Source organism: Undibacterium sp. TJN19 (genome assembly GCF_049339485.1).
GTDB lineage: Bacteria > Pseudomonadota > Gammaproteobacteria > Burkholderiales > Burkholderiaceae_D > Undibacterium.
Genome location: NZ_JBMPPL010000001.1, coordinates 1,150,189 through 1,176,334 on the forward strand (window position 1 = coordinate 1,150,189; position 26,146 = coordinate 1,176,334).

General features: G+C 50.8%; 27 protein-coding genes. 15 read left to right on the forward strand and 12 right to left on the reverse strand.

Annotation, left to right across the window (positions count from 1 at the left end; all coding sequences use genetic code 11):
- Positions 1 to 58: 58 nt before the first annotated feature.
- The gene (locus ACO0LH_RS05315) at positions 59 to 199 is read right to left on the reverse strand and encodes a hypothetical protein (protein WP_422939997.1); all 141 of its coding nucleotides are present in this window, start codon (positions 197 to 199) and stop codon (positions 59 to 61) included.
- A gap of 157 nt (positions 200 to 356) precedes the next feature.
- Here ACO0LH_RS05315 and ACO0LH_RS05320 point away from each other — a divergent pair, with 157 nt between their 5' ends.
- Positions 357 to 647: a DUF1161 domain-containing protein gene (locus ACO0LH_RS05320; protein ID WP_422939998.1), complete on the forward strand. Its 291-nt coding sequence runs from the start codon at positions 357 to 359 to the stop codon at positions 645 to 647.
- A gap of 59 nt (positions 648 to 706) precedes the next feature.
- Here the strand turns inward: ACO0LH_RS05320 and ACO0LH_RS05325 are convergent, their stop codons facing one another.
- Both ACO0LH_RS05325 and ACO0LH_RS05330 read right to left on the reverse strand, forming a co-directional pair.
- On the reverse strand, positions 707 to 1,231 hold the full coding sequence (locus tag ACO0LH_RS05325; protein WP_422939999.1) for a GNAT family N-acetyltransferase: 525 nt from the start codon (positions 1,229 to 1,231) through the stop codon (positions 707 to 709).
- Between the two features lie 2 nt (positions 1,232 to 1,233).
- The gene (locus tag ACO0LH_RS05330; RefSeq protein ID WP_422940000.1) at positions 1,234 to 1,581 is read right to left on the reverse strand and encodes a hypothetical protein; all 348 of its coding nucleotides are present in this window, start codon (positions 1,579 to 1,581) and stop codon (positions 1,234 to 1,236) included.
- A 368-nt stretch (positions 1,582 to 1,949) separates the two neighbouring features.
- Between ACO0LH_RS05330 and ACO0LH_RS05335 the strand changes: the two genes are divergently transcribed.
- The 10 genes from ACO0LH_RS05335 to ACO0LH_RS05380 all read left to right on the forward strand — a co-directional run bounded on the left by ACO0LH_RS05335 (position 1,950) and on the right by ACO0LH_RS05380 (position 11,521).
- Positions 1,950 to 2,453: a hypothetical protein gene (locus ACO0LH_RS05335; RefSeq protein ID WP_422940001.1), complete on the forward strand. Its 504-nt coding sequence runs from the start codon at positions 1,950 to 1,952 to the stop codon at positions 2,451 to 2,453.
- A 104-nt stretch (positions 2,454 to 2,557) separates the two neighbouring features.
- The gene (locus ACO0LH_RS05340; protein ID WP_422940002.1) at positions 2,558 to 2,902 is read left to right on the forward strand and encodes a DUF1840 domain-containing protein; all 345 of its coding nucleotides are present in this window, start codon (positions 2,558 to 2,560) and stop codon (positions 2,900 to 2,902) included.
- 4 nt (positions 2,903 to 2,906) lie between these two features.
- Complete coding sequence (locus ACO0LH_RS05345) at positions 2,907 to 3,803, forward strand: lysophospholipase (protein ID WP_422940003.1); 897 nt, start codon at positions 2,907 to 2,909, stop codon at positions 3,801 to 3,803.
- A 183-nt stretch (positions 3,804 to 3,986) separates the two neighbouring features.
- Positions 3,987 to 5,396, forward strand: a complete 1,410-nt coding sequence (rsmB, locus tag ACO0LH_RS05350; protein WP_422940004.1) for a 16S rRNA (cytosine(967)-C(5))-methyltransferase RsmB — start codon at positions 3,987 to 3,989, stop codon at positions 5,394 to 5,396.
- A gap of 56 nt (positions 5,397 to 5,452) precedes the next feature.
- A complete protein-coding gene (locus ACO0LH_RS05355) occupies positions 5,453 to 6,040 on the forward strand; it encodes a DUF4390 domain-containing protein (RefSeq protein WP_422940005.1) in 588 nt (195 codons plus the stop codon).
- Positions 6,037 to 8,397: an ATP-binding protein gene (locus ACO0LH_RS05360; protein WP_422940006.1), complete on the forward strand. Its 2,361-nt coding sequence runs from the start codon at positions 6,037 to 6,039 to the stop codon at positions 8,395 to 8,397. Before ACO0LH_RS05355 ends, ACO0LH_RS05360 begins: the two co-directional genes overlap by 4 nt.
- Before the next feature lie 171 nt (positions 8,398 to 8,568).
- On the forward strand, positions 8,569 to 9,294 hold the full coding sequence (locus ACO0LH_RS05365) for a response regulator (protein ID WP_422940007.1): 726 nt from the start codon (positions 8,569 to 8,571) through the stop codon (positions 9,292 to 9,294).
- A 2-nt stretch (positions 9,295 to 9,296) separates the two neighbouring features.
- Positions 9,297 to 9,659: a GTPase gene (locus tag ACO0LH_RS05370; protein WP_422940008.1), complete on the forward strand. Its 363-nt coding sequence runs from the start codon at positions 9,297 to 9,299 to the stop codon at positions 9,657 to 9,659.
- 160 nt (positions 9,660 to 9,819) lie between these two features.
- Positions 9,820 to 10,077: a BTH_I0359 family protein gene (locus ACO0LH_RS05375; protein ID WP_422940009.1), complete on the forward strand. Its 258-nt coding sequence runs from the start codon at positions 9,820 to 9,822 to the stop codon at positions 10,075 to 10,077.
- A 403-nt stretch (positions 10,078 to 10,480) separates the two neighbouring features.
- Complete coding sequence (locus tag ACO0LH_RS05380; RefSeq protein WP_422940010.1) at positions 10,481 to 11,521, forward strand: adenosine deaminase; 1,041 nt, start codon at positions 10,481 to 10,483, stop codon at positions 11,519 to 11,521.
- A gap of 26 nt (positions 11,522 to 11,547) precedes the next feature.
- Here the strand turns inward: ACO0LH_RS05380 and ACO0LH_RS05385 are convergent, their stop codons facing one another.
- On the reverse strand, positions 11,548 to 12,714 hold the full coding sequence (locus ACO0LH_RS05385; protein ID WP_422940011.1) for an NAD(P)/FAD-dependent oxidoreductase: 1,167 nt from the start codon (positions 12,712 to 12,714) through the stop codon (positions 11,548 to 11,550).
- A 51-nt stretch (positions 12,715 to 12,765) separates the two neighbouring features.
- Positions 12,766 to 13,767, reverse strand: a complete 1,002-nt coding sequence (locus ACO0LH_RS05390) for a GlxA family transcriptional regulator (RefSeq protein ID WP_422940012.1) — start codon at positions 13,765 to 13,767, stop codon at positions 12,766 to 12,768.
- A gap of 112 nt (positions 13,768 to 13,879) precedes the next feature.
- Between ACO0LH_RS05390 and ACO0LH_RS05395 the strand changes: the two genes are divergently transcribed.
- The 4 genes from ACO0LH_RS05395 to ACO0LH_RS05410 all read left to right on the forward strand — a co-directional run bounded on the left by ACO0LH_RS05395 (position 13,880) and on the right by ACO0LH_RS05410 (position 16,878).
- Complete coding sequence (locus ACO0LH_RS05395) at positions 13,880 to 14,311, forward strand: MAPEG family protein (protein ID WP_422940013.1); 432 nt, start codon at positions 13,880 to 13,882, stop codon at positions 14,309 to 14,311.
- A gap of 53 nt (positions 14,312 to 14,364) precedes the next feature.
- A complete protein-coding gene (locus tag ACO0LH_RS05400) occupies positions 14,365 to 14,946 on the forward strand; it encodes a gamma carbonic anhydrase family protein (protein WP_422940014.1) in 582 nt (193 codons plus the stop codon).
- Between the two features lie 125 nt (positions 14,947 to 15,071).
- Positions 15,072 to 16,277, forward strand: coding sequence for an HDOD domain-containing protein (locus tag ACO0LH_RS05405; RefSeq protein WP_422940015.1), 1,206 nt, complete (start codon positions 15,072 to 15,074; stop codon positions 16,275 to 16,277).
- Between the two features lie 64 nt (positions 16,278 to 16,341).
- A complete protein-coding gene (locus tag ACO0LH_RS05410) occupies positions 16,342 to 16,878 on the forward strand; it encodes a DUF6985 domain-containing protein (protein WP_422940016.1) in 537 nt (178 codons plus the stop codon).
- Positions 16,879 to 16,986: 108 nt separating this feature from the next.
- On the opposite strand, the gene ACO0LH_RS05415 is transcribed toward ACO0LH_RS05410, so the two are convergent.
- The 7 genes from ACO0LH_RS05415 to ACO0LH_RS05445 form a co-directional block, all read right to left on the reverse strand.
- Positions 16,987 to 18,162 carry a hybrid sensor histidine kinase/response regulator gene (locus ACO0LH_RS05415; protein WP_422940017.1) on the reverse strand — a complete coding sequence of 392 codons (1,176 nt, stop codon included), beginning with the start codon at positions 18,160 to 18,162 and terminating at the stop codon, positions 16,987 to 16,989.
- 11 nt (positions 18,163 to 18,173) lie between these two features.
- Positions 18,174 to 18,755, reverse strand: coding sequence for a chemotaxis protein CheB (locus ACO0LH_RS05420; RefSeq protein WP_422940018.1), 582 nt, complete (start codon positions 18,753 to 18,755; stop codon positions 18,174 to 18,176).
- Positions 18,756 to 18,767: 12 nt separating this feature from the next.
- Positions 18,768 to 19,586, reverse strand: coding sequence for a CheR family methyltransferase (locus ACO0LH_RS05425; RefSeq protein ID WP_422940019.1), 819 nt, complete (start codon positions 19,584 to 19,586; stop codon positions 18,768 to 18,770).
- Positions 19,576 to 23,079, reverse strand: coding sequence for a response regulator (locus ACO0LH_RS05430; RefSeq protein ID WP_422940020.1), 3,504 nt, complete (start codon positions 23,077 to 23,079; stop codon positions 19,576 to 19,578). The genes ACO0LH_RS05425 and ACO0LH_RS05430 overlap by 11 nt, the downstream gene beginning before the upstream one ends.
- 410 nt (positions 23,080 to 23,489) lie before the next feature.
- The gene (locus ACO0LH_RS05435; protein ID WP_422940021.1) at positions 23,490 to 24,389 is read right to left on the reverse strand and encodes a CPBP family intramembrane glutamic endopeptidase; all 900 of its coding nucleotides are present in this window, start codon (positions 24,387 to 24,389) and stop codon (positions 23,490 to 23,492) included.
- A 125-nt stretch (positions 24,390 to 24,514) separates the two neighbouring features.
- On the reverse strand, positions 24,515 to 24,961 hold the full coding sequence (locus ACO0LH_RS05440) for a carboxymuconolactone decarboxylase family protein (RefSeq protein WP_422940022.1): 447 nt from the start codon (positions 24,959 to 24,961) through the stop codon (positions 24,515 to 24,517).
- Positions 24,962 to 25,219: 258 nt separating this feature from the next.
- Positions 25,220 to 25,915, reverse strand: a complete 696-nt coding sequence (locus ACO0LH_RS05445; protein WP_422940023.1) for an ATP-dependent Clp protease proteolytic subunit — start codon at positions 25,913 to 25,915, stop codon at positions 25,220 to 25,222.
- Between the last annotated feature and the right edge of the window lie 231 nt (positions 25,916 to 26,146).

Genomic DNA, 26,146 nt, shown 5'->3' on the forward strand with positions numbered 1-26,146 from the left:
TTGATACTGTCCGGTTTCACTAGTTTACAAATAGGGGATAACGCTCAATATGGCATAGTCAGCCAAATGCCATACCGCATGTTGCCTGAATTTCAAACGCTAGGGAATAATAAGCCATTTTATTCCAGTAGCCAGCGATGGCGTCAATGCGCCCTGTTCTGGCATTCAGACCCTGAACGCTGGCTAAACCCAAAAACATCTTCAAATTCCCGCTAAACCCTGCAATTGCAGACGATTTACCACGCTTTACTCACAGAAACCCATGTATTTCTATTAAAAATCAAACAGAAATGTTACGGTTTTATAGTGACTCACAGTAACAATGACAAACCAAGCACAGAAAAGGAGCAGGCAAAATGGAAGAAAGCTTTTTGGTCAAGGGGATGATCAAAGGTTTAGTCAGGGGTTTGGCAATCAGCTTGTTGCTGGGACTGTCCAGTACTTCAGCCTGGGCCGAAATTACTTCTTGCGAAGCCATCAAAGATAAAGTTGCAGCAAAACTCGAGGGCAAAGGAGTGAATAACTACACCCTGCAGGTGGTTTCCAAAGACACAGAGACTAAGTACAGGGTCGTTGGCAGTTGCGAAGGTGGTAAGAAAAAAATCATCTATAAAAAAGAAAAATCTTCAGACAAAGCCGAAGAGTAAGCGCTGAATAATGTGTCTGCCTTGCTGAGAGGCAGACACAAGACTTTTCTCCAGACAATTCATGCTCCTTGCAGCGTGAATTGCATAAAATGGGCCGGTCCGGCATAGCTGGCCAGTTTAGCTAATTGTGCCGGCTCCAGATGGGCTTGCTCCACAAACCCCAGACGCTGCCAGAATGTGCCCGTGCTTTGCACCGATACCAATAAAACCTGCAATAAGCCTTGCTGACGCGCATAATCCAAAGCATGGCTGACCATGCTTTGTGCCAGCCCCTGTCCAGCCATTTTGGGATGCACTGCCAGATCATGTAGATAGAGGGCTTCAGCATTCTTTGCCACCTGAAACGTCTGCCCTAATGCAGAAAGCTGGTCACGGGCACATGGATATGCCATCAAGTAGGCCAGGATTTCCCCATCACGCTCTGCCACCCATACCGTCTCAGGCGCACTGTCGAGTCGGGCTGCAAGCAAGTGCATGGCTTCGACCATGGTTGGGACATAGGCCAGTGACTGAATATGGAATACCGCAGTCAGGTCAGCCTGTTGCATGAGGCGTACATACGCGGTCATTGCATGCTTGCGCAAGGCTATTTTTCCGCCTTTGCACTGGCAGAAGCACTGGCGTGGGTTTCTTCGCCTTTGGCTGACGCTTCGGATTTGGTTAATTCGGGCTTGACGACATCAATCTTGTTTTCACGCATATAGTCGTTCATGTCCTTCCAACCGGCATAGACCGCCGCTCTCGACGCATCAGGGTTGAGTGCATAGCAATCTTCTATGGCCCGTCCGGCATGCCTGCATGCACTGCCGGTGGCTCTGGCGTCGGATTCGCGGACGGCAGCATCCCGGGCAGGGTCTGGCAATCCCAGGCGATCGCAAGCTGTCAGCGATGTCAGTATCAGTAAAGAAATGCCAAGTGAATTAGAAAGTGACATCGCGGCACCAGAAATGGTAGGTAAAAGACGTGAATAACAGGATTTCAATCTTCAGGCTGAAATGGCTATTTTGGAAATTGGCTCATGATACCTTAGTGTATCGCCCGATTAACAGCCCTGATTGCAAAGACAAGACCGTGTTTGCCTGTCTGTTTTTTATTACTGCTATATCAGTACTGATATCAGTACTGAGGGCAGACTAAACCCTGGCAAACCCATTATCATGAGGGCTGAGGTATGCATGCTGCATGTCATATCAGTTTTTGAAGTGGATTTTTGAAGCAAGATTTTGAAACCCGCGTTTTATGCACACAGCTGACATCTGTTTAATATCAGCACAATTCAACCCCCATCCTAGCCTTGGACTCATGAAAATAGTCACAAAAATTGTATTCATCAGCACAGTGCTGCTTTTTGCCAGCGCCTGCAGCCCGAAATTTGACTGGCGCGAAACCCGCAGCAATGAGGCACCGTTTGCCATACTGATGCCCGGCAAAGCTGTCAGTGATGGCAAAAACCTGCAACTGGAAGGCATAGATATCAAAATGACCATGCTGGCAACAGAAGCCGGCGGCGTCAGTTTTGCGGTTGGCAGCACCAAAATCGACGACCCCGGCAAAACCGGGCTAGTCATGGAAGCCATGAAAAAGGGCATGATCAAGAATGTCCAGGGCACACCTGAAAACACCAGAACGACCACTTCGGGAGAGATAGAAGTTCATGGCAAACTCAGGAATGGCGAGCCGGTGCTGATGGCGGCCCGCTTCGTGATACGCGGTCCCTGGGTGTATCAAATCGTCATTCTGGGCCCTGAAAAAGTAGTCAGCCGTGATGTGATAGACACGTTTATGACTTCATTCAAGACAAACTGAAACGACAGCAATGGGATTTGGGATTATCATAGCAGGCACGCAGGTGTAGCAAGCTTAGCTCGCAATACTTATCAAAATAGCCATTATCGAAAAGGGGCATGACCATGCTGATCACGTTTAAATCCAAAGCCGCTACCGAAATCACGATGTACAAAGAACATGCGCGGCGCATTCTGGATTTGCTGCAAAAAGATGTAGAACGCGGCGTCATCACACCAACTGAATTACCTCATGCCATAGAGAAAATTGAAGCTGCCGTTGCTGAAAGCAAGGCACATCCCATTTCTGACGAAGTCAGCCGTGACATCAACGCCCACCACAATGAAAACGGCGATGACAATGAACATGAATTGCCGGAACCCGTGAGTTTCGCAACCCGCGCCTATCCGGTACTGGAAATGCTGCATGCGGCCAACAAGATGCAGCGTGAAGTCATGTGGGGAGTCTGATGCCATGACTTCCCACGTCGAAAATACCCGGGAATTCGTACTTCAGACTGAGGACGGTACGGAGATTTTTGTACGTGACTGGCCGCTCAATGTCAGCAGCCCGCTCGCTACTGACGAGGCACTGCAGCGGGGCGTGGTCATCATGCATGGCCTGGGTGAGCATTGTGGCCGCTATGCCCATGTCGCCCGTTTTTTCAATGCACTGGGTTTTGTCGTACGCACTTATGATCACCGGGGGCACGGCAAATCCGGTGGTGCCGTTGGCGATGTGCCTGACAACCTGGCAATTTTGCGTGATGCCCGCCAAATCATCAGCGATTTCAGTACGCAACTGGCAGAACCGCCTATCTTGCTTGGACATAGCATGGGCGGTTTATTCGCTGCCAGTCTGGCGCTGGAAAAAAGCGTGCCCTTGCGCGCACTGATTTTATCTTCACCGGCACTGGCGTTGCGTATGTCCGGCTTCCAGCATTCCCTGCTGAAAACCGCCAGGAAACTGATCCCTGGCATAGGTTTGCCAAACGGCTTGAAAACACGTTATCTGTCGCATGACGGTGAAGTTGTCATGGCCTATCAGAATGATGCCCTGGTTCACCCGCGTATCAGCGCTCGCCTGCTGACCTGCATGCTGACCGCCATGGATTTTTGCCATTCCCATGTTACTGAACTGGATATCCCCTTGCTATTGATGGCGGCAGGCGACGATCATCTGGTCGACCCCGATGGCAGCCGGCGCTTCCTGGGAAAATTAAGTCCGGCACAGGCCGTATCCCATTTTTATGAAGATTTCTATCACGAGATTTTTAATGAACTTGATGCCACCCGGGTATTTGATGATGTCCGTACCTGGCTCGAACAGCAACAATTTACCCCTCTCGAAGTCATACAAAAAGCAGCATAAATACAAGATCCGCTGTTGCGCATGACGCGGCGTTTTTCTTTGGTTCACATGCATCAGTAGTGAGGTGAGTACCTGCACACTGTTACACTAGCGAACCAGAGCAAGCTTTGTCCGCCGCATTTGCGCAGTAAAAATGTTTTATTGGCAATTCATGCAGGCTATCGCAATCATCATTTAAAGAATATGCCAGAACAACCAAGAAAAACACTGGGCAAACCCAGCAAATCAACGCCCGTCAATCCAGCAAATCCCGTTGCACCGGATTTCCAGGCGATAGAGATCAAACCTGATTCACTGGCATTCAGCCTGGTTGGTGCCGCGCAAGCGGTTGCCTATGTACTGGAAGGCACGGCCCTGCCACAGGCATTGACACGTGTATTTGCCCAGACTAATGCCCTGCCACAGGCGCGGGGCGCAATCCAGGATATTGCTTACCGTACCATGCGCCAGGTTGGCCGTGTCGATGCACTGCTCAAGGCAATGACCAACAAGCCGCCTGAACCTGCTTTGCTGTATGGCTTGTTGTGCTGCGCACTGACGCTACTGGTGGGCAATGAAGGTGAAGAAACGGCTGCTTATGAAGAGTTTGTAGTGGTCGACCAGGCCGTAACGGCAGCCACTTCCAGCCCGCACATGGTATTTGCCAAAGGTATGGTGAATGCGGTACTGCGTCGCTATCTGCGTGAAAAAGACGAATTGCTGAAACTGGTCATGAAACAGCCGGCAGCGGCATGGAATTACCCACAATGGTGGGTGGACCAGACCAAGGCAGCCTATCCACAAGATTGGCAGGCGGTGTTAAAGACCGGTAATCACCCGCCGCCACTGACTTTGCGCGTGAATCGCCGCGCAATGAATGTGCCAGAATATCTGCAATTATTGGCATCGCAACACATCGAAGCAAGACAAATCGGCCCGTATGCAGTGAAACTGGCGAAACCCCTGCCGGTTTTGAATATTCCCGGCTTTGAAGATGGCGTCGTCTCAGTGCAGGATGCCGCCGCCCAGCTGGCAGCACCGCTGCTGGATGTACAGGATGGCATGCGGGTACTGGATGCCTGCGCCGCACCTGGCGGCAAAACCGGTCATTTGCTCGAGCTGGCAGAGATAGAATTGCTGGCCATCGATACCGACCCCGCCCGCATCCAGCGTATCCATGAAAACCTCGCAAGGCTGAAGTTATTCGCCACCATCAAGGAAGGTGACGCCAGTCGTCTTTCATGGTGGGACAGCCAGCCCTATGACAGGATACTGGCCGACGTACCCTGCACTGCTTCCGGTGTTGTCAGGCGTCACCCGGACAGCCGCTGGCTGCGCCGCAAGACGGATGCGGCACAACTGGCTGCCCTGTCTGCCCGTATTCTCGACAATTTATGGCGCATGCTGAAACCAGGCGGCAAAATGCTGATGGTCACCTGCTCTGTCTGGCCACTGGAATCTGAAACCCAGGCAGCCGCTTTTGCCGAACGCCATGGCGCTTTGCGCCTGGATGCACCAGGGCAATTACTGCCGACCATGCTGACAACGTCCGAAAGCAACAACGAACATGACGGATTGTTCTATGCATTGTTTCAAAAACCCATGCAAAATTAACGAATGCCAACAAGTTCAAGCTATCATTAGCACACTTTTCATTTTGTATTGATTGCATGACACGACGTTCTGTTTCCCTGCTGCGCCAAATATTGCTGACGTTGATGTTGGCGATGATGGCATTGCTGGGTATATCTGCGGTGCACGCAGCGGACGTCGAAGTCAAATCAGCCAGACTCGAAGCCAGCGATGAAGGTTATCGCATGGCAGCCACCTTTGCCGTTGAATTGAGTGATGGTTTGCGCAAGGCCATCAAGGAAGGCATTCCTGTCTCGTTTACGACTGAAGTCGAACTGACCCGGCCACGCTGGTATTGGGTAGATGAAAAAGTGATCCGCAGTGAGCATACGGTCAAAATTGCGTATAACGAGTGGACGCAGCAATACACGGCCACCGTCAATAACGGTTTCCAGCAAACTTTCCCTTCACTTGATGCCGCCCTGAACCTGGTGCTGAGACCAAGCCGCTGGCTGGTAGCCGACAAAGGGGTATTGGCCAGTGGTGCCAACTATAACGGTGCCATACAGTTACGCATGGGTCTGAGCAAGATCCCCATGCACTTCCAGATACCCAGTTTCAACGACAGCAACTGGAGTCAAAAGACTGACTGGAAGCGTTTTTCCTTCAAGGCAGACGAAAAGTGACAAGATTTTTGCGGTATGCCCTGATTATCGGCGGTGCTCTGATGAGCATACTGCTGTTCTTTCTGACCACGGTTTCAGAAAACTCCTCCCGCTTTGAACGCTATTACGAATGGCTGCTGGATGCCAATGCCATCGTTGCACTGGCCTTGCTGGTACTGGTGCTGACACTGGTCTGGCGGCTGTTCAGGCGATTCCGCACGAAGGAATTCGGTTCCCGCCTGATGACGCGTCTGGTCGTCCTGTTTGCCCTGGTCGGCATCTTGCCGGGTACAGTCATTTATGTGGTCTCAGTACAATTCGTTTCCCGCTCAATAGAATCGTGGTTTGATGTCAGGGTTGAATCGGCACTTGATTCCGGCAAGAACCTGGGCTTGACTGCACTTGATTTCCTCCTCGCCGATTTGCAGAACAAGGCGCGCGATATGGCGTCCGAACTGACAGAACCTACCGACAGTTCCCTGGCCATCCATCTTTCCCGCCTGCGCGAACGCATGCAGATACAGGAAGCCACCATTGTCAACAGCAAGGGCCGCCTGATCGCTACCGCCAATGAAGGTGTAGGCAGCCTGCTACCGGAACTTCCCACGCAGGAAATGCTGCGTCAGGTCAAACTATCACGTTATTATGCGGCCCGGGATGAGAAAATTGCGCCTGTCAATTCAGAGGCAGCCAGTGCCGCTGACGAGAACCGTGGCGCCAACCATCCTGCTTTGGCGGCAGAACCTGCGCGTATCCTGCGTTCGCGCGTGGTGGTGCCCCTGCGCACCGGTGGCGGCTGGATTTCGCTACAGAATAATGAATCCCTATATTTGCAACTGATACAACCAGTGCCCGCCAACCTGGCCATGCATGCCGAAGCCCTGAGTAGCGCCTCGCGTGAATACCAGGTGCGCTCCATAGGCAGGGTCAACCTGAAGAAGATGTATATCATCACCCTGACGCTGACCTTGTTGCTGGCGATTGTGGCAGCAATCACCAGCGCCTTCCTGATTTCGGGCGAACTGGCCAAACCCCTGCTGTTGCTGGCAGAAGGGACCAAGGCGGTTACCGAAGGCAATTTCTCGCCGCGACCTATCGTCACCAGTTCAGATGAACTGGGCAGCCTGACCAAATCCTTCAACACCATGACGCGGCAGTTATTTGATGCGCGTTCAGCGGTGGAAAAAAACCGCAGTGAACTGGAAAACGCCAAGGCTTACCTCGAATCAGTACTTGCCAATATGTCGGCCGGTGTGATGGTGCTGGATCAAAGCGGTAATCTGGTCACTTGCAATGAATCCGTAGAACGCATCTTGCAGCGCAAACTGGAAACAGAAATCAACAAGCCGCTGGCGGATATCGAGGGTATGCAAGCCTTCGCCTTTGCCATTTCCAAGGCATTTTCCGAGCAGCATGCACAATCAGCAGCCGGTGGTGAAAATGAAAGAGAACAGCACTGGCAACAGCAGATAGAAGTGCCGCGCCCGAATGCCGGTAAAAAAACGATACCCTCACCAGATGCCTTGCCAGGGGAAGAAGAACCCCGAATTACCCTGCTGGCCCGTGGTTCGCACTTGCCGGTTGCGTCGGGCAGTGGTTATGTCGTGGTGTTTGATGACATCAGCAATATCATCTCTGCCCAGCGCTCCATCGCCTGGGGTGAGGTCGCACGCCGGCTGGCGCATGAAATCAAGAACCCGCTGACACCGATACAATTGTCGGCAGAACGCCTGCAGATGAAGTTGCAGGACAAGCTCAGCGCCAGTGACGTCCTGATTCTCAACAAAAGTACGACCACCATCGTCAATCAGGTTACGTCAATGAAGCGCATGGTCGATGATTTCCGCGATTATGCGCGTACGCCGCCGGCAGTTCTGATGCCGTTGAACCTGGCTGGTCTGATTGATGAAGTGCTGCATCTGTACATTGCCGGTGATGGCCGGGATGCTATACGACTGACACTGGCCCCGGATTTGCCGCTGATCATGGGTGACGCCACGCAGCTGCGTCAGGTAATTCACAATCTTTTACAAAACGCACAAGACGCTGTGGCCGACAATACCAATCCTGATATCGTGCCCCGTATTGACGTGATTACTGATGTGGTGCGCTATACCGGCACGGACCAGATTGCCCATTCTGCCGTACGGCTGTCAATTATCGATAACGGCCCGGGATTTTCGAGCAAAATTCTGGGACGTGCGTTTGAACCCTATGCCACTTCCAAGCCACGTGGTACCGGACTGGGCTTGCCAATGGTGAAGAAAATCATCGATGAACATGGCGGCAGGATCGATATTCAAAATCGCAGCGATACAAACGGTGCAAAAGTAGCGATTTTGCTGTTAAAGTTAGCACCGGATTCAAATACGGTATAAAAATGCAGTAGGAGAAGCGGCTATTCTTCTGATATTCCCAAAAGAGGAGTACGGATAAAGCAGTTGGCTTATTAGAGATTTTTTGTTCAGCGAAGATTGTCAGAGCTTCCCTGAAGATGAAACGACAAGAAGCACCCAGCAAAAACATAGAGGCGGTAATAGGGTAGATTTATGGCAAACATATTGGTCGTAGATGATGAAATGGGTATCCGTGAATTATTATCGGAGATACTCGGTGATGAAGGGCATGTGGTTCAACTCGCTGAAAATGCGCAGCAAGCCCGCCTGGCCAGGCAAGAAGCCAGGCCGGATCTGGTTTTGCTGGATATCTGGATGCCTGATACAGACGGTGTCACTTTGCTGAAAGAGTGGCAGCGTGACGGTTTGCTGACCATGCCGGTCATCATGATGTCTGGTCATGCCACCATAGATACGGCAGTAGAGGCAACGCGTATCGGCGCCCTGAATTTTCTGGAGAAACCTATCGCCTTGCAAAAATTGTTGAAAGCAGTGCAACAAGGTCTGACCCGCAATTCAGAAGCACCCAAACCGGCGGCCCCCGCCTTGCGCGTGATCAGCAATGATCATCCTGGTGCGCCGTCCATGTCAGGCAATAGCTTCGGCAGTGTGGCACCGGCTTATGAAGCCAGGCATTTTTCAGCGGCACAGCCTGTCGCAGCAACGCCTAATAACCAGTTTGCCAGCCTGTCTTTTGACTTGCCGCTGCGCGAAGCCCGTGATGCTTTCGAGCGTATCTATTTCGAATACCACCTGAACCGCGAAGGTGGCAGCATGACCCGTGTGGCTGAAAAAACCGGCCTGGAACGTACGCATCTGTACCGCAAACTGAAACAACTCGGCGTCGAATCCATGAAGTATGCCAAGCGCGGCGAGTAAATTTGGCTGCTGCCCTGGTTCTGGTTCACGGCGCTGATTATAGGCAAAGAGAAGCGGCAATCGCTGCCGCTATCTCTGATCTCTCCGAAAATCAAAAAATCACTGTCATACTTGAGGGCTTGCCTGATGGGCAAGACTTGTTGACGCCGCTTCCCCAACTACACATACATCGTATCGCCCCTGGTTGCTTTTGCTGTATTGGCAACCTTACCCTGCGCGTAACCCTGAACCGTGCTTTGCGTACCCAGCCAGACCATATCTTCCTGGCACTGGCCAGCCATGAACACCTGGATAAACTGGAACAAAGCCTGCAAACCCCGCCTTATAACGCACTCTTGTCGAACGCCGTCAGGCTCAGCTTGTAAAGCAATGTAAAACGGCCCTAAAGTTCAGAGGTTGCTTCGCCGTAATAGTTACTAGAAGCACGCACCATCTGTAACAATTTACATTTCGCTGTCATCAGGATCATGTCCGCAGCATGTACGCACCATGTACGGTTACCCCAAGCCTGAAAGGATGCATAAAATGAATATCATTTACAACAGCGATCAATATAGCGTCATCGAATACGGCGCCGACACAGATCATGAAGCCCTGCGCTTTGGTGGTTATGAAATTACTGACAAGTCAGTGCGCCGCGAATGGTTTATCGGTGGCCCGCTGGCCATCAATTTCCGCAAAGATGTGACCGAGCTCATCGCCTCCGAACCCAGCATAGAAGAAATCGATGATTTTCTCGGTCAGTTCGATGGCTATATGGGTCAAAGCGTATTGCTGCATTAACAGTAATCTTCAAGGACAGGAAGCCTGCCTGGTGAAATGCAAGGGTATTATTCCTGTCCTGTGAGAGTGCCTGAACTTATCGGTCAATTTCCTCTGATGTGGAACATGACTTTGCATGCCATGTAACAGTCCTGCCCCACCCTCTTTGTCAGCCTGGGCAGGGAGCCCCCGTCCTGATGCACAAGCCAGGCGATATCGCAGACACCATACAGAACATCACCTGCTTTTGATATACAGACATTGACGTAGTGCTATCGTAGAGTACTGTTCGCCAATGAAGCGCTGTCAGCATAAAGTGTGGATAATGCGGTGAATACGAGGTAGACAAGCAAGCTCTTCTATCCGTCAACTGCCATTCACGCCATCAGCGCTGCTTACTATCCATCATTTCAGGTTCGATATTATGAGTACCAACAGTACACAGTTACACGATTTTATCCGCGGCCTGCCAAAGGCAGAGTTGCATCTGCATATAGAAGGTTCGCTGGAACCGGAACTGATGTTCGCACTGGCGCAAAAAAATGTCGTCAGTCTGCCCTATACATCAGTCGATGAAGTACGTGCGGCTTATGATTTTGAAGACTTGCAGTCTTTCCTGAATCTGTATTATGCGGGGGCGGCAGTATTGCAGACCGAGCAGGATTTCTTTGACCTGACCCATGCCTATATCCAGCGTGCGCTGGCAGACAATGTACGCCATGTGGAATTGTTTTTTGATCCGCAAACCCATACTGCACGTGGCATTGCGATGGATATCGTATTCGCCGGCATCGCCCGCGCCCTGCGTGAAGCACGCAACAAGTATGGTTTTTCCGGCGCGATGATATTGTGCTTTTTGCGTCACCTGAGTGAAGAAGATGCCATCGCCACGCTGGAAGCCGCTTTGCCCCTGCGTGACCAGTATGCCGACCTATGGACAGGTGTAGGCCTGGATTCGGCCGAAGTCGGCAACCCGCCAGAAAAATTTGCCCATGTGTTTACTATCGCGCAGGCCATGGGGTTTCGCCTGGTGGCCCATGCGGGTGAAGAAGGCCCGCCCGCCTATATCCACAGCGCACTCGATGTCTTGCAGGTGGAACGTATTGATCACGGCGTACGCGCGGAAGAAGACGCTGCATTGATGACGCGCTTGCAGCAAAGCCGCATGCCACTGACGGTTTGCCCGCTATCGAACCTGAAACTCTGCGTGGTCAAGGATTTAAGCCAGCATAACCTGGCACGCATGCTGCGCGCCGGTCTGTGTGTGACGATTAATTCTGATGATCCGGCTTATTTCGGCGGCTATATGAATGCCAATTATATCGCGACCGCCGATGCCTTGGCGCTGAGCAAAAACGAATTGCTGCAACTGGCACGTAATGCGTTTGAAGCGTCTTTCGTGCCGGAAGAACAAAAGCAGTTGTGGTTCAAAGAACTCGATGCTTACGGCGCGGCCCATGCATAAATAAAACCGCTGAATATTCTCATCATTCAGATCACGTTCTTTTCTATCAGGGGCTGCTGATCAAGCAGCCGCTGTGCTGACAGTAACGACAGATCCAGGCTCTGATACGCACCATCGGCAATCAGTTCGGCAATGCCGCGCCCTGCGGCGGGTGAATGTTGCATGCCGTGGCCACTGAAGCCATTCGCCAGCATCAGGTTAGGCAACAGAGGATGTGGCCCCAGTACGGCATTCTGGTCAAATAAATTGTATTCATAGTAACCAGCCCAGGCCCGCTGCATGCGTAATGCTTCAAAACCCGGCACGCGCATGGCGATGATTTGCCAGACTGCATCAAACTGCCGGTGATCAACATCCAGCGGGACATCATCAAGATCTTCTTCTGGCGGTATGCCACATAACCAGAATTGCCCTTCCGGGCGAAACCACAAACCAGACGGGTCGATCACCAGCGGGCAATCCGGTGTTTTTGCCGGGCTTGATACGACGAAGACATCCCGCTTTTTGCCGACCACCGGCAAATCAAAGCCGGTATGTTGCAGCAAGGGCCGCGCCCAGGCACCAGCAGCATTGACGGCCCAGTCACACGCCAGGCTAGAACCATCTCGCAGGTGCACGGCATGGACGCGGCCAGCCTGATGCGCAAAGCCCTGTGCCTCAGTCTGCACATAAGTGACACCCAGGCTGCGTGCCTTGCGGCGAAATGCCATCAGCAGGGCATAGCCATCAAACCAGCCTTCGCCATGCACACCCAGCGACCCCAAAGCCAGATCATCTACATGCAGCCAGGGGAATTTTTGTGCCAGCGCAGCCCGGTCCAGCAGGGCAACATCGACGTCCTGCGTTTGCTGCACCAGATGATTTTCCTGTAATGCTGCTGCACCTGATTCACTGGCCAGATATAAATAGCCACGCTCCTGCAAGCCTACTTCGGGTGCATGTTCAGGCACACTCAGGGTTTGCTGGATATCACGCAAAAAAGCGAAGCCGAATTGCGACATCTGGATATTGACCGGCGTACTGAATTGCTGACGTATGGAGCTGGCAGACAGTGTGGATGACGCCTGCACATAACTGGGGTCACGCTCTATCACTGTGACCTGTCCTTGAAAACGCGGATGGGCAGCCAGGAAATAAGCGATGGCGCTGCCGATGACCCCACCACCCACAATCACCACATGATTCGATTTCATTGCACCCTTTCATCCTGTCCTGCTGTTTGCAGCCGTTTCACCGCAAGCGCCCTAAAACCGCAGACCAAAACGCTGGCGGTATTCTCTGGGCGTCAATTGCGCCCATTGTTTAAAGATTTTACTAAAACCGGAAACATCTTCATATCCGCAACGCACAGTGATATCTTCCAGAGACAGGCGTGTGGTTTCCAGGAACGCCTTGGCGCGCTCTACCCGCAATTGCTGCACATAATGAATGGGGCTGAGCTTCAGGGTTTCCTGAAAACGCCTGAGCAGGGTACGCTGGCTGACATGGCAGTGTTCTGCCAGTTCGGCCATGGTCCAGCGCTGATCCAGTCTTTCATTAAGCCAGCGACGTGCCAGTTCTATCACGGCATGGCCCTGGGTTTGTATCATGGCAGTCGCCATATACGGTGCCTGGCTGCTCCTGTTGGCATCCACCACCAGAATTTTTGCCGTCAACTGACGTAATTCTTCACCGGCAAAACGGGCGATCAGCCATAGCGCGAGGTCGATATTAGAGGTCACCCCGCCGGACGATACCAGATTGCCATCTTGTACCACCAGTTCTTCTGCCTCCAGCGAAACGTTTGGAAAATTCTTGCGGAAATAGGCGCTGAGCCACCAGCTCGTCGTTGCACGCCTGCCATCCAGCCTGCCTGTTCTGGCCAGCAGACAAGTGCTGGAACAACTGGAAATCAGCAAGTTGTTATTTTCCATGTAGGTGCTCAGCATGGCCTGTTCCAGTTGCAGGCCAGCGAGTAGCTGATGCAGGTCTTCTGAATCCACATGGTCGACACCCGGCACCATCAGCGCATGCAGGGGCTGGCGATGGATATCCTGCGCCTGGAAATGCAGGCCTTGAATTTCCATACAAATATCACCACGCGCACTGACCCAGCGTGGCGCAAATTGCAGGCGTTGCGCTGCGGGTCGCGTGCGCAGCAAGGTATTGGCAATGGCAAACACATCCAGCGGCATGACAGCACTGCTGCGCATGCAAACGGGGTAGACCAGTACACCGATGTGTATCAAATGATCAGTTGAACTCATATGGCTAATTACAACATATTTATGTCTATTTCGCCAATGGTGGTTTGCCTGTGCAAGGTCGACAATCGGTTTCATCTTCACACCCGACCATAACACTCATCAGGAGAACCCCATGTCTGCCATGCCCGCCCTCAATAGTTTTGCCTTTGCCCTGCTTGCCCTGTTCCTGAAAGCCAGCCTGCTCAGTATGTTCCAGGTCATCAGTCGCATGCGTAGCAAACGTTATTTGTTACCGGAAGATGCGGGTCTGGTCGGCCTGACCCCAGTCGCCAGTGAATCGGAACTGGTACAACGCTGCATGCGCGTGTGGCGTAATGATGTGGAAAACCTGCCATTCTTCCTGAGTCTGGCGCTCACCTATGTCTTGCTGGGGGCTGATCAGCAACCAGCGAGCTACCTGTTTGCTGCCTATGTCCTCGTCCGTTATCTGCACACCATCGTTTATTTGCGCGGCTTGCAACCCTGGCGCGCCATGCTGTATTTAACTGGTATGGCAATTTGCTGGATGATTGCCGCCGGAATTTTTCACAACATCATGGTCTGAAGCCGTATGCTATTCTTTTGTCAGCTTCCAGTCTGGATTTCAAGGAGATTTGCATGGCTTTTATCGGTCCCGATGTCACCCTCAGTCAAGCCGCCTATGTACATGACACGGCGCAGTTGTATGGCAAGATCAGCGTGGGCGAAAACGCCTCGATCTGGATGAATGTCGTGGCCCGCTCCGAGCACAAGGAGATCATCATCGGCCCTTACACCAATATCCAGGATTTTGTCATGCTGCATATCGGCGACCAGACCCCGACCATCATCGGCAGCCATTGTTCCATTACCCATCATTGCACGATACATGGCTGTACCATCGGTGATAACTGCCTGATAGGCATCAATTCCACCATCATGGATGGCTGCGTCATAGGCAATAACTGCATTATCGCCGGCCATACTTTTTTAAAGGAAGGCACGGTCATCCCTGATAATTCCATCGTCATGGGCACACCAGGCAAAGTCATACGCACGCAAAATAATTATGTGCGCAACCGTCTGAACGCCTATATGTACTACAAGAATGCCCTGGCTTATGCGACCGGGGAATTCCGTGAATGGGCACGTGCCGGTTTCCCTGTCGAAATCATGGCAGAAATTACCAGACTCAATGCAGAACTGGCGTCACTGGAATGACAATTTAAGTTAAAACGCTTACCGGGGGACAAAATACCCCGGCTTTGGCATTGACATGCCTGAGACAAATATCCAAACTAAAACCTGGCTTTGCTGCTTGTCCGAAAGCAAAATAAGCACCCTGCATGGAAAGGAAAGTTGTGGCCAGTACTCTGAGCAAATTTTTCAACCGCCTGTTCGGTGCCGAGCAAGAGCAAGCTGCGCCTGTCATGCGCAAACCGGAAGCAGACACGGCAACACCGCCCTCCGCACCGGTACAGCCAGCGACTCCCCTAGCGTCAGTACCCGTAGCAGCAGTCTTACGGCCGGAAACCAGTGCCCCAACACCAGCAGCAGTGACCCCGCCCGAACCCACTACAGCTGCCAGCTCTGCCGATATCCTCCCGCAAGAAAAAATCCAGACCTGGAAACCGGCATTGCCGATAGAAAGCCTGTATTTTGACTGGATCATGGGTTATCCCGGCGAAGGCGGCAATTTTGAGACTGAGCAGACCGTATTGCAAGCCCTGTACCGTTTGCTGGCATCGGATCTCAACGACGCAGTCATCGTGCCCCGCGTGCCCAGTGTGATACCGCAATTATTGAACAGCCTGCGCAGCAAGACTATTTCAGCTGGTGAACTGTCACGCCAGATCGTCAAGGATGTGGTATTGGTGGGTGAAGTCATCAACACCGTCAACAGCGCCTTGTATAACCCGGCTGACCGTATCAACAGCCTGGAAAAGGCGGTCATGATTTTAGGTGAAGGCGGCTTGCGGCTGGTGATTGCCAAAGTCGCGTTTCGCCCCATCATCAATCTCAATGTCGGGCAATTCACCCGTCGTGCTGCGCCGCATATCTGGAATCAATCTGAAAAATGTGCGGTCGCCTGTCATACCCTTGCGCACGACATGGACCCTTTCCATGCGTTCTTGACAGGGTTGATGAAAAACGTCGGCCTGATTATTGCCTTCCGGGTACTGGACCAGACTTGTGAGCATGGTAAATTCAAGTATTCCCCTGCCTTCCAGCCTATTTTCTCATCAGTCGCGGCGACACTGTCTTACCGCATTGCCCAGCGATGGGAATTTCCTGACCATGTGATACAGGCCTTGCAACAACAGACCGGTGGCCGCAAGGCCATAGAGTGGACCAGTCTCGGACATTTGCTGCACACGGCAGACCTTATTGCCAAAATGCGTTTGCTGGTCAATCACAGCCAGTTGAACAGCACCGATAAAAAACTCAGGGTGGGCCTCAATCCTGCTGAAGTCAGTTGCTTTGATCTCTTGAATGAAATCCAGTTATATGACACCACTGGGGTACAGCAACATCCTGAAGCGCAAACCTGAGCAGTTAGTGTGGGACAATAGCGCTTATGGCAAACGCTGCTCAACCCACTAAAGAAAACTGACCATGCATATCCCCGGACTTGGGCAAGTAGAAAAAGATGAAGAAAATGGCTGGTACATCAGTCAACCCATACTTATCCCCACCTTGCAAGAGCAAGACTATGAATTCCTGATAGAGGGCTACGATGAAGCTGATGAAGCTATCAGGGCAGCTTTTCATAATGCCATTGCCAACTTCATCAAACTCGATCCGGCCGTCCTGAGCAAGGCAGAAGCAGATATCTTTGCCTATTATCAGGACACGGCCAACTACCGCAAGTCTGAAAAACTGGATGTCGTGCAAATAGCCAAGCCTGCCGATGTCTGGCAACACATACAGTTTGGCTATGAAGCCTTGGTATGCCAGCGTCCCACAGGGGACAAGACAGTCTATGTGTCACTGGAATGTGATTGTGACTGGGATGAGGAGAATGGCCTGCAACTGGTTTTCCGCAACGGTGCAGAAATCAGCAAACTTGGTCCCTTTGATGACTACCTCAGCAATGCAGATGCCTTTGGTGAAGCCAGCCTTGACAAGGTGGTTTATCAAAGCCGGGGCTGATAAGGGCGGCAATGGCATACAGCGACAGATAGCGTGGGCAGGTTTTAATAAAGTTGAATTGATCTGCCTAATCGCTTTTTTCAAGGTTTGTTATTAACAAGCAAATAGTCAGCCCTCGCTCAAGGGCAAGACAACGGTGAAAGTAGAGCCTTCATCCACCACGCTTTCGACTCTGACAAATCCTCCATGGGATTCAGCCAGTTGCCGGGTGATGTACAAACCCAGGCCCAGGCCGCCGGAAGAATCAGAATTCAATGCCCGCTCAAATGGGGCGAAAATGCGTTGCAGGTTTTCATCAGAAATCCCTATCCCCCGGTCCTTTACATGGATATGGACGCTGTCTTCTTTCACCACACCAGAAACGGTAACCGGTTTTTTTGCACCATAGCGCAAGGCATTGGTCAGCAGGTTGATCAGCATTTGTTCTATGCGGAACTGATCCCACATGCCGGTCACAGGCTCTATTGCTTCCAGTTCTATCGTGCTACCACTAGACAGCGCCTGCGCGCTCAAATCATTGACGACACGTTGCAGCAAACTGGCAAGTTCGGTCGGTTGGCGGCGGATTGATAATTGCCCGCTTCTGATGCGCGATACATCGAGCATGTCATCAATCAAACGAACCATACTCTCAATCTGGCGGCGATCACGCTCTACCATTTTGCGAAGGCTGGTTTCATTGAAAAAATCGGTGTTATTACGATCCAGTTGTAGTGTCCGTAACTGGGATTCCAAAAACAGGGTATTCAAAGGCGTGCGTAGTTCATGCGCGACCATAGACATGAAATCATCCCGCATGCGCACGGCACGTTGCAGTTCTTCCTGCGCGAAATGCAGATCTTTCAACAGCACTTCCTGCTGCGCACGGCTGATTTCCAGTGCCAACACTTGCCTGCGGGTTTCATTGCGTTGCTGATAGAGGGCGACGAAGACGTTCACCTTGCTTTGTACCGCATGAATATCCAAAGGTTTATGCAGAAAATCTACCGCACCTGTTTCATAGCCCTTGAACGCATAATTGAGTTCCTTGCCCGCGGCACTGACGAATACGATGGGAATATGACGCGTTTTTTCTGTACTACGCATCATTTCGGCCAACTCGAAACCGTTCATATCCGGCATCTGCACATCCAGTATGGCCATCGCAAATTCATGCTCCAGCAATAAAGCCAGTGCCTGATCGCCGGACATTGCCTGGAAAACCTGCCGCCCCTCATGGCGGATGATGGCTTCCAGCGCCTGAAGATTTTCTGGCTTATCGTCGACAATCAGAAGTTTTGTCATATTGTTCGTGTTCATACCGTGGTTTTCAATATCAATAACAACTGATGAATCTCATGCGAGGGCAGTATCATGTCAGGCTGCATTTGCGCTATTGCTGCTTTTGGCATGGTGGCGACCTGCGCCTCGCCTGGGTCCTGCACTATCGTCAATCCTCCATGTCTTGCGATACTGGCCAGGCCATCTGCCCCGTCCTGATTTGCCCCCGTCAGCAATATACCCACCAGGTGCTTGCCGTAAGCATGGGCAGCAGATTCCATCAGGACATCTATCGACGGGCGCGAAAAAAATACTGGTGCTTCGCAACTCAGGGAAAAACTGCGGTCGACTTCCACTGACAGATGATACCCGGCAGTGGCAAAATATAAAGTGCCGGCATTGATCTGATCCTTGTCCTGCGCTTCCCTGACTGGCATAGCGATAAAATGTGCAAACAGCTCGGCCAGCTTGCTTTCACGGTTTTCAGGCAGATGCAGTAAAACAATGATGGGTAAGCCATAATCCGCTGGCAAGCCGGTCAATATGTCTTGCAAGGCACTGATGCCACCTGCCGATGCTCCAATCACAATGGCTTCTGTCTGATAGATACTGGACATGGGCTGAAGTTCTTAAAGCTTGCGGAACAAGCGGTCTTGCTTCGACAATGCCGTAAATTTATCTGCATACGCCGAAAAATCCAGACTTTCCTTACTACCCAGTGTCAGAAAACCCCGATGACAAAGGGATTCATGAAACAGGCCAAGCGCCCGGTTTTGCAGCGTCTTGTTGAAGTAGATCAACACATTGCGACAACACACCAGATGTGTTTCTGAAAACACACTGTCAGTTGCCAGGCTATGATCCGCAAAAGTGATATTGTCGGTCAAAGAGCGGTCAAACAGGGCAGTATCGTATGCTGAGGTGTAATAATCAGACAGATTATGCTTGCCACCGGACTTTAAATAACTGTTTGCATAGCCTTCTATCTTTTCCAGCGGATAAATGCCTTTCTTGGCCGTTTCCAGTGACTGCGGATTAATATCGGTGGCATAAATAAGACTGCGTTCGAGCAAACCTTCTTCACGCAGCATAATGGCCATGGAATACACTTCTTCACCCGTACTGCATCCGGCAATCCAGATCTTGAGAGACGGGTAAGTCTTCAAAAAGGGCAAGACCTGTTCGCGCACCCCCAGAAAATAAGCGGGGTCGCGGAACATGGACGATACCGGTATTGTCAGGAACTGCAATAATTGCGAAAACACATTCGGGTCATGCAAGACTTTTTCCTGCAAGGCTGAAATGGTGGCACAACCTAATTGCCTGATAGCATGCGTCACCCTGCGCCTTTGCGAAGATCCTGCATAATCGCGAAAGTCATAGCTGTACTTGAGGTAAATCGCTTCCATCAGCAAGCGCAGCTCAATGTCATTAATACTAGTCTGCATGACGTTCCAGATGTGGCATCCAAATACGTAACAAGGCATACAGACGGTCAAGATCAATCGGCTTGGCCAGATAATCGGTCGCACCCGCCAGCATGCACTGCTCCTGATCGTCTTTCATGGCTTTCGCAGTAATGGCGATGATAGGCAGTTTCTGAAAACGGCCATCGCTTCTGATACGGCGGGTAGCTTCCAGGCCATCCATGCCGGGCATCATGACATCCATCAAAACCAGGTCAATGTCAGGCACTTCGTCGAGCCTGGCGATGGCTTCAAAACCGTTGCGGCCTATCTGGACATTGACGCCTTTTTGCTCCAGCGCGCTGGTCAGGGCGAAAATATTACGGACATCATCATCGACCAGCAAAATTTTGCGTCCTTCAAAAATCCGGTCGCGGCTGCGCACCACTTTCAACATATTCTGTGCCTGCGATGGTAATTGCGATTCCACCTTGTGCAGGAACAATGTCACCTCATCGAGCAGCCGCTCTGGTGAACGCGCACCTTTCAGGATGATGGAGCGCGAATATTTCATCAGGTCAGCTTCTTCAGCCTGCGTGAGGTTACGGCCGGTATAAACAATGACAGGCGGGAAAGAAGGGATATTTTCCAGTGTCATGCGCTGTAATAATTCATGACCTTGAATGTCAGGCAATTTAAGGTCAATGATCATGCAATCAAATACCGTTGTGCGCAATAACTGCAAGGCCTGCTCGCCCAATTCTACCGCCGTGATCTCCACATTCAGGTCACTCAACAGCTGGATGACACTGTCTCTTTGACGGGCATCGTCTTCGACTACCAGGATGCGTTTTACTTCCTGCGTAAATTTCTCTTCGAGTTTCAGAAAAACATTTTTCAGTTCATCACGCGTCAAGGGTTTGTTGGCATAACCTATCGCTCCCAAATGCATGGCGGCATCACTGCGTTCCATGCCGGACACCATGTGGATAGGGATATGACGCGTCAGCGGATCTTCTTTTAATTGTTGCAACACAGTCAGCCCCGAACGGTCAGGCAGGCGAATATCCAGCAAGACCGCATCTGGCAGGAATTGGCGCGTCAGTGCCAAGCCTTCCTGCGCACTTTGTGCAACCAGGCAATTGAACTGCATTTCACGCGCCAGTTCATAAAGAATACCAGCGAACGTCAGTTCATCTTCAATGACCAGAATGGTACGATTGCGGGTGGATAAAGCCCCTCTATCATCAGGGAAAACCCCGACCGGAACTGTGTTGACCACTTCAGTTAATGGTGCTGCCGGTGACAGTGGCGCGGCAGCCGGTAACAAAGCCTGCGGCGTGGCTTGCTTATTATCGACAGTATTGGCAGCGGGACTGACAACTGGTGCCGTCTGCCATTGCTGTGGCAACGATAATGTAAATGTACTTCCCTTGCCTATCGTGCTGCAAACCCGGATACTGCCGCCCAGTAATTTCGTCAAGTCTCGCGAAATCGACAAACCCAGACCGGTGCCACCATAACGACGGTTGATCGTGCCATCTGCCTGCTGGAATGCTTCGAATATCGTTTCATGCTGGTCTGGCGCGATACCTATGCCGGAATCAGCAACGGCAAAGCTGACCATTTGATTCTGGTCAGCCGCAATGCGCAATGTCACCGTACCGGTCTCGGTAAACTTGATGGCATTTGACAGCAGATTCTTCAATATCTGATCGAGACGGGTAGGGTCAGACACGATCAATTCTGGCGCGCTTGGTTCCAGTTCAATATTGAATATCAGTTTTTTCTGTGACGCCAGGGGCTGGAAAGTTCTACCCAATTCCTCTGTCAGCCTACGCAGGCCAATTTCGTGCGGACTCAGTTCCAGCTTGCCAGCTTCCACTTTGGCGATATCAAGAATGTCATTGATCAGATTAAGCAAATCATTGCCGGCTGAATAGATCGTTTGGGCAAACTTGATCTGTTCATCATCCAGATTACCCTTTTTATTATCCGACAATAACTTGGCGAGGATGAGTGAGCTATTCAATGGTGTACGCAATTCATGCGACATATTGGCCAGGAATTCTGATTTGTATTTGCTTGCTCTTTGCAAATCCCGGGAATTTTTCTCCAACTCAATCTGTGCTGTATTCAGTGCAGCATTTTTACGATCAAGGATGCCGGTCTGCTCTGTCAGTTGATCATTAATTTGTTCAAGTTCAGCTTTTTGATTTTCCAAATTGGCTTGTGATTCTTCCAGTACACGTGATTGCTCTTCCAGCTCTTCATTCGCTGTACGCAATTCTTCCTGTTGTACCTGGAGTTCTTCATTCAATTGCTGGGTTTCTGCCAGCACATCCTGCAATTGCTGGCGATACAATGCCGCACCGATAGATGTGCCGATATTGTCTGCAATCAGTTTGAGCAGATCGATATCACGTTCTTGTACAACATCCATGAAACCCAGCTCGACTACCCCATTGACCCGGGCTTCATTTGAGAAAGGCAAGAGCACCACCATTTTCGGTTTGCTACTGCCAAGTCCGGACGTCACTTTCAGATAGTTGTCTGGTACATCATGCAAGGTCAAAATACGGTTTTCACTGGCAGCCTGTCCGACCAGACTTTCCCCAAAATGGAACGAACGCCCCAGGCTGTCATCATTGGTAAAGCCATAAGATGCAACTCTCTGCAATACATGACTTCCTTCACGCACATAAAACGCGGCGACACTCACATTCAGATATTTCGCCAGAAATTCAAGTACGCGCCCACCTACGGCAGATGCTGCCAGTTGACCTATGACTTGCTCTGCCAATTCTGTCTGACCAGACTTCAACCACGCCTGTTGCTGCAATACCAGCGCATGATCCGCATGCTTTTTGAGCGCATTGCCGTATGAAGCTGACAGGCCAAGCAAATCTCGCCTGCCCATGATGGCCAGCAAAGCCGCCAGTATCAGTGAAATGGTCAGATAAATGCTGATGGCCATCGTTACTGCCTGCTTGGAGGCATTATTGCGTTCCCATAATAAACTTCTTTCCATGGTGACGGCATCATCGAATTCATTGCGTATCTGGGTAAAGAGCGCCTTGCCACGCCCCGCACCAATAGCGGCCAGATAGTCCTGTTTGTTGCGTTTCATGTCGATGATGCCCAGCGAATATTTTTCCCATTCGGTTTGCAGGCTTTGTATGCGCTTGAAACGATCTACCTGAACAGGGTTATCGCTGACCATTTCGGTCAGGTTCCGCAACCGGTTGGCGACCTGTGATTTATCGACATCATAGGCGGCCAGAACATTCTCTTCGCCAGTTACCAGATAACCACGCATGCCGCTCTGCAAATTGACAGACAGTTGCGAAGCTTCATTAATGTTGGCAATGACCTGGACTGTATGTTCTACCCATTTCAGCACAGATAAGAGGTAAAAAATCATGCCGACAAAAAGGCCCGCGCTAATGACACCAACTATCAGTGGAAGCGAAATATTGCGGAAAAGAACACGTTTAAAATTTTCCTGTTCATTATTTGAAACTGGTGTCGTCATGCTTCTTCCTGAAATTGTGCAATACGATGTCGTTCAATTTTCAACCACTTTTTAGGTCATTCGAACATTTTCAATGTCGCTGCGCCTCCAGGAGACTTGAGAGGATATGCTTGCATGCGCGGGCAGTTTTAATGTCTGGTATGGCCGTCAATGAATATCGAAAATATTTAATTTTTGATTATATAATTGTTTTGCCATAGGATTTCCATCTATAGAAAATCGCCCAAAAAATACAGATTATAATGATCCGGTCAGAAATTGATTGTTCGCTGGCGCACATAATATCCATCACAGCGTCACTAGCTAGGTCGTAGATCGCATTATGGATTCGTTATGAAATCCGGGATATGCTAGGTATAGGAGAGGTCCAGGCTTGCTTTGACTTGAAAAATATCAATAAAAATAAAAAATCAAACTAACCGTGGATAAGTAAACAAAACGAAGTGACATAAATTGAAGGCTGCGTGTGTGAGTATCGCCCACTCCAGTCTGCGGGATTGATGATAGACGATTGCATAACCCAGTCCGGCAACTGTCGCCAGTGCAGCATACTGTATTCCACCGCCCAGATGTGCCAGGCCAAATAAAATTGCCGACACCAAAATTGCCAGGTAACCAAAGACCGGCTTGTTACCCAGTCGATAAATGAGTTCTTGAATCAGCCCACGGAAAAAAGCTTCTTCCGCCACACAAGTGAAAAACAGATTCACTGCCATAAACAATAAAGTCGCTTCTGGCAATTTTGGATGAAAACGGAAAAACTGCGTTACCAGACCCAAGGCTATCAAGACAGTAAGTGTCATGATGGCAGGAACAGCACTACGCTTTCCATCCACAATGAATTCCTTGAAGCTGCTGGCACGCTGACAAAACATCCTCAGCAACAGGTAGGCAACCATACCTTTGTCAAAGTTAGCGTACAGCGTAAACGGCAAGGCATCATCGGTCAACCGGATCTTGTCCAGCAAAAGGATATTGTGGAAACCCGGTACCTTGTGCATCGCCAGCATCAAGGCCACGAACAGTGCCAATGCGCCCGCGAAAACACGCAGTGGAAAAGGTAAACTTACCTTGACAGTTACCCACAACAAAAGCGCCAGTATCAATAATACCGCCGCTGCCGTCGGTAAAATGAGGCCAACTGTCAATGCCAGCACGCCGGCAAAAATAGCCAGCAAGTGACCAGGTACCAAGATTTTGAATGGTCCGGTCCATATCATTTTGGGTAACCATGCAGCAGTGATGGCGGCGCACAGAAACATATAAGGAAGTATCTGCAATAATTGCAATTCGGGCACAACAGTAGTCATCAAAATTATCCTGTCGGGCTCATGGTCGGATTGCGAAAACCCGGCCAAGGATAAATAATTTTATAAAAATGTCAATGTGATCCTTGCGTTTGTACATTCAACTTTTCGTGCCCGGACCGTTCATATCAACTGCGCATGCTGAAACTTTTTCCGCAGGCAATCGCTACGCGGTTCCATGCATTCATGACGCCAATCACATATGCCAGTTCAACCATTTCTTTTTCTGTGAAATGCTTGGGTAATTCTTCTTGCAGGCCTTCATCCACATGCTTGCCAGCGATACCCGTCAGTGCTTCGCTCCAGGCCAATGCGGCTCTTTCGCGTTCGTTGAAACAGGGCGCCTCACGCCAGCAGACCAGGCTATTGAGGCGCTGGAAGCTATCACCATGCTCAAGCAAGTCATGTGCATGTTTGTCTACACAAAAGGCGCAGCCATTGATTTGCGACACCCGCAAAAAGACCAGATCAATGAGGGATTTGCCAAGGCTGCTGGAATCCAGCACGGTATTCACGCCTGCCAGAGCTTGATAAGCGGCAGGGGCAAGGCTGGGGAAATTCAGTTTGAGTGTCATGATAATGCTCCATGTGGTTGAAATTGAATGACGTCAATTTGAAGTCATTTCACATACAAGACGCATGGGCACGGCAGTTTGTGACAGCTTTTGAAAATTAAATAAATTTTTCTCAAACGAAATACGGGTGGCGAAAACACTACCAGGCTACCCAGCCGACTCGTGATTAATTCCACATCTGACCTGTTCCACAAAACCCTCATTCCCGCGGCTTTCAGCGAGAATTCATCTTCAGCTTTGCACGCCTGCAAACCTGCCTTATTCCTCCTTCTTAGCTGCCTTTGGCGACAGGCTTTCGACATCGAGCAACTCTGCTGTGGTCAGGATGCCGATTTTCACGATGTTGTAGTCTCCCTTCACGTTCTCGCAACGTAAAGCGCCCTGGGTACAAAAGCGGATATCGGTCCAGCGGCCTTGCTCCGGATAATAAAACAACATCATATCCCCTGCCCTTTCGATGAACATGGCCTGATCCAGCACCTCTTCAGGGAACTTGCCATCAGTCGATTTCATCAGCCATTCGCGCAAATGCGGGATCGCTGCCTGGGCTACGGCATGCGTCTGCTTATTATGCGGGCCATGAAAACCAAGACGGGTGCGCGCCAGGGTCTTGCTGGCAGTCATCTGGCGTACGGTGCCGGCCATGAAGATGACCGCGCAGGAAGAAAAACAATTGCCCTGCACTGCGGTGTTGATTTTATTGGTCTTGATCATCTCGGCAATGTGGTAACCAGCACCCAAGTCACCACCCGGGCTTTCGCTGAGTACCACCTGTTTAATCGTCCCCTGGGTCAGATGCTGACGAAAACGCTCGCTGTCTTCAGGTTCGACGCCACCATACATGATCAGGGTTTCGTAAGACCTGATCATACCCATGGCGCTGGCTTGCGCAGTGAGCAGCAAGGCAGTTGTTCCAAGGCTGGCAGCAATGATTTTTTTAAAGCGCAGTAGCATGGTATCTATTCTTTTTAATAAGGACGCCAGATTTTACCCTCTGCCACGCATGGCGGACAAATCATCCTGTTTTTTTTAGCGGCCCTGCTCTAAAGAGCATGGAAATCAAAAGAGCGCGCCTACGATTTCACTCGACTGTTACCTGCAGTGTATCTTGGAGGGAAGCCAGTATTGACGGGCGATGGAACCGGTGCAGGCAGAGCTGGCTGTACGCGGGCCGCATTCTTGATT

Excerpts from the sequence above, each read along its gene's own strand:
- ACO0LH_RS05315 (WP_422939997.1), bottom strand. The coding sequence starts at position 199 with ATGTTTTTGGGTTTAGCCAGCGTTCAGGGTCTGAATGCCAGAACAGGG.
- ACO0LH_RS05320 (WP_422939998.1), top strand. The coding sequence starts at position 357 with ATGGAAGAAAGCTTTTTGGTCAAGGGGATGATCAAAGGTTTAGTCAGG.
- ACO0LH_RS05330 (WP_422940000.1), bottom strand. The coding sequence starts at position 1,581 with ATGTCACTTTCTAATTCACTTGGCATTTCTTTACTGATACTGACATCG.
- ACO0LH_RS05335 (WP_422940001.1), top strand. The coding sequence starts at position 1,950 with ATGAAAATAGTCACAAAAATTGTATTCATCAGCACAGTGCTGCTTTTT.
- ACO0LH_RS05340 (WP_422940002.1), top strand. The coding sequence starts at position 2,558 with ATGCTGATCACGTTTAAATCCAAAGCCGCTACCGAAATCACGATGTAC.
- ACO0LH_RS05345 (WP_422940003.1), top strand. The coding sequence starts at position 2,907 with ATGACTTCCCACGTCGAAAATACCCGGGAATTCGTACTTCAGACTGAG.
- rsmB (WP_422940004.1), top strand. The coding sequence starts at position 3,987 with ATGCCAGAACAACCAAGAAAAACACTGGGCAAACCCAGCAAATCAACG.
- ACO0LH_RS05355 (WP_422940005.1), top strand. The coding sequence starts at position 5,453 with ATGACACGACGTTCTGTTTCCCTGCTGCGCCAAATATTGCTGACGTTG.
- ACO0LH_RS05365 (WP_422940007.1), top strand. The coding sequence starts at position 8,569 with ATGGCAAACATATTGGTCGTAGATGATGAAATGGGTATCCGTGAATTA.
- ACO0LH_RS05375 (WP_422940009.1), top strand. The coding sequence starts at position 9,820 with ATGAATATCATTTACAACAGCGATCAATATAGCGTCATCGAATACGGC.
- ACO0LH_RS05380 (WP_422940010.1), top strand. The coding sequence starts at position 10,481 with ATGAGTACCAACAGTACACAGTTACACGATTTTATCCGCGGCCTGCCA.
- ACO0LH_RS05385 (WP_422940011.1), bottom strand. The coding sequence starts at position 12,714 with ATGAAATCGAATCATGTGGTGATTGTGGGTGGTGGGGTCATCGGCAGC.
- ACO0LH_RS05390 (WP_422940012.1), bottom strand. The coding sequence starts at position 13,767 with ATGAGTTCAACTGATCATTTGATACACATCGGTGTACTGGTCTACCCC.
- ACO0LH_RS05395 (WP_422940013.1), top strand. The coding sequence starts at position 13,880 with ATGTCTGCCATGCCCGCCCTCAATAGTTTTGCCTTTGCCCTGCTTGCC.
- ACO0LH_RS05400 (WP_422940014.1), top strand. The coding sequence starts at position 14,365 with ATGGCTTTTATCGGTCCCGATGTCACCCTCAGTCAAGCCGCCTATGTA.
- ACO0LH_RS05405 (WP_422940015.1), top strand. The coding sequence starts at position 15,072 with ATGGAAAGGAAAGTTGTGGCCAGTACTCTGAGCAAATTTTTCAACCGC.
- ACO0LH_RS05410 (WP_422940016.1), top strand. The coding sequence starts at position 16,342 with ATGCATATCCCCGGACTTGGGCAAGTAGAAAAAGATGAAGAAAATGGC.
- ACO0LH_RS05415 (WP_422940017.1), bottom strand. The coding sequence starts at position 18,162 with ATGACAAAACTTCTGATTGTCGACGATAAGCCAGAAAATCTTCAGGCG.
- ACO0LH_RS05420 (WP_422940018.1), bottom strand. The coding sequence starts at position 18,755 with ATGTCCAGTATCTATCAGACAGAAGCCATTGTGATTGGAGCATCGGCA.
- ACO0LH_RS05425 (WP_422940019.1), bottom strand. The coding sequence starts at position 19,586 with ATGCAGACTAGTATTAATGACATTGAGCTGCGCTTGCTGATGGAAGCG.
- ACO0LH_RS05430 (WP_422940020.1), bottom strand. The coding sequence starts at position 23,079 with ATGACGACACCAGTTTCAAATAATGAACAGGAAAATTTTAAACGTGTT.
- ACO0LH_RS05435 (WP_422940021.1), bottom strand. The coding sequence starts at position 24,389 with ATGACTACTGTTGTGCCCGAATTGCAATTATTGCAGATACTTCCTTAT.
- ACO0LH_RS05440 (WP_422940022.1), bottom strand. The coding sequence starts at position 24,961 with ATGACACTCAAACTGAATTTCCCCAGCCTTGCCCCTGCCGCTTATCAA.
- ACO0LH_RS05445 (WP_422940023.1), bottom strand. The coding sequence starts at position 25,915 with ATGCTACTGCGCTTTAAAAAAATCATTGCTGCCAGCCTTGGAACAACT.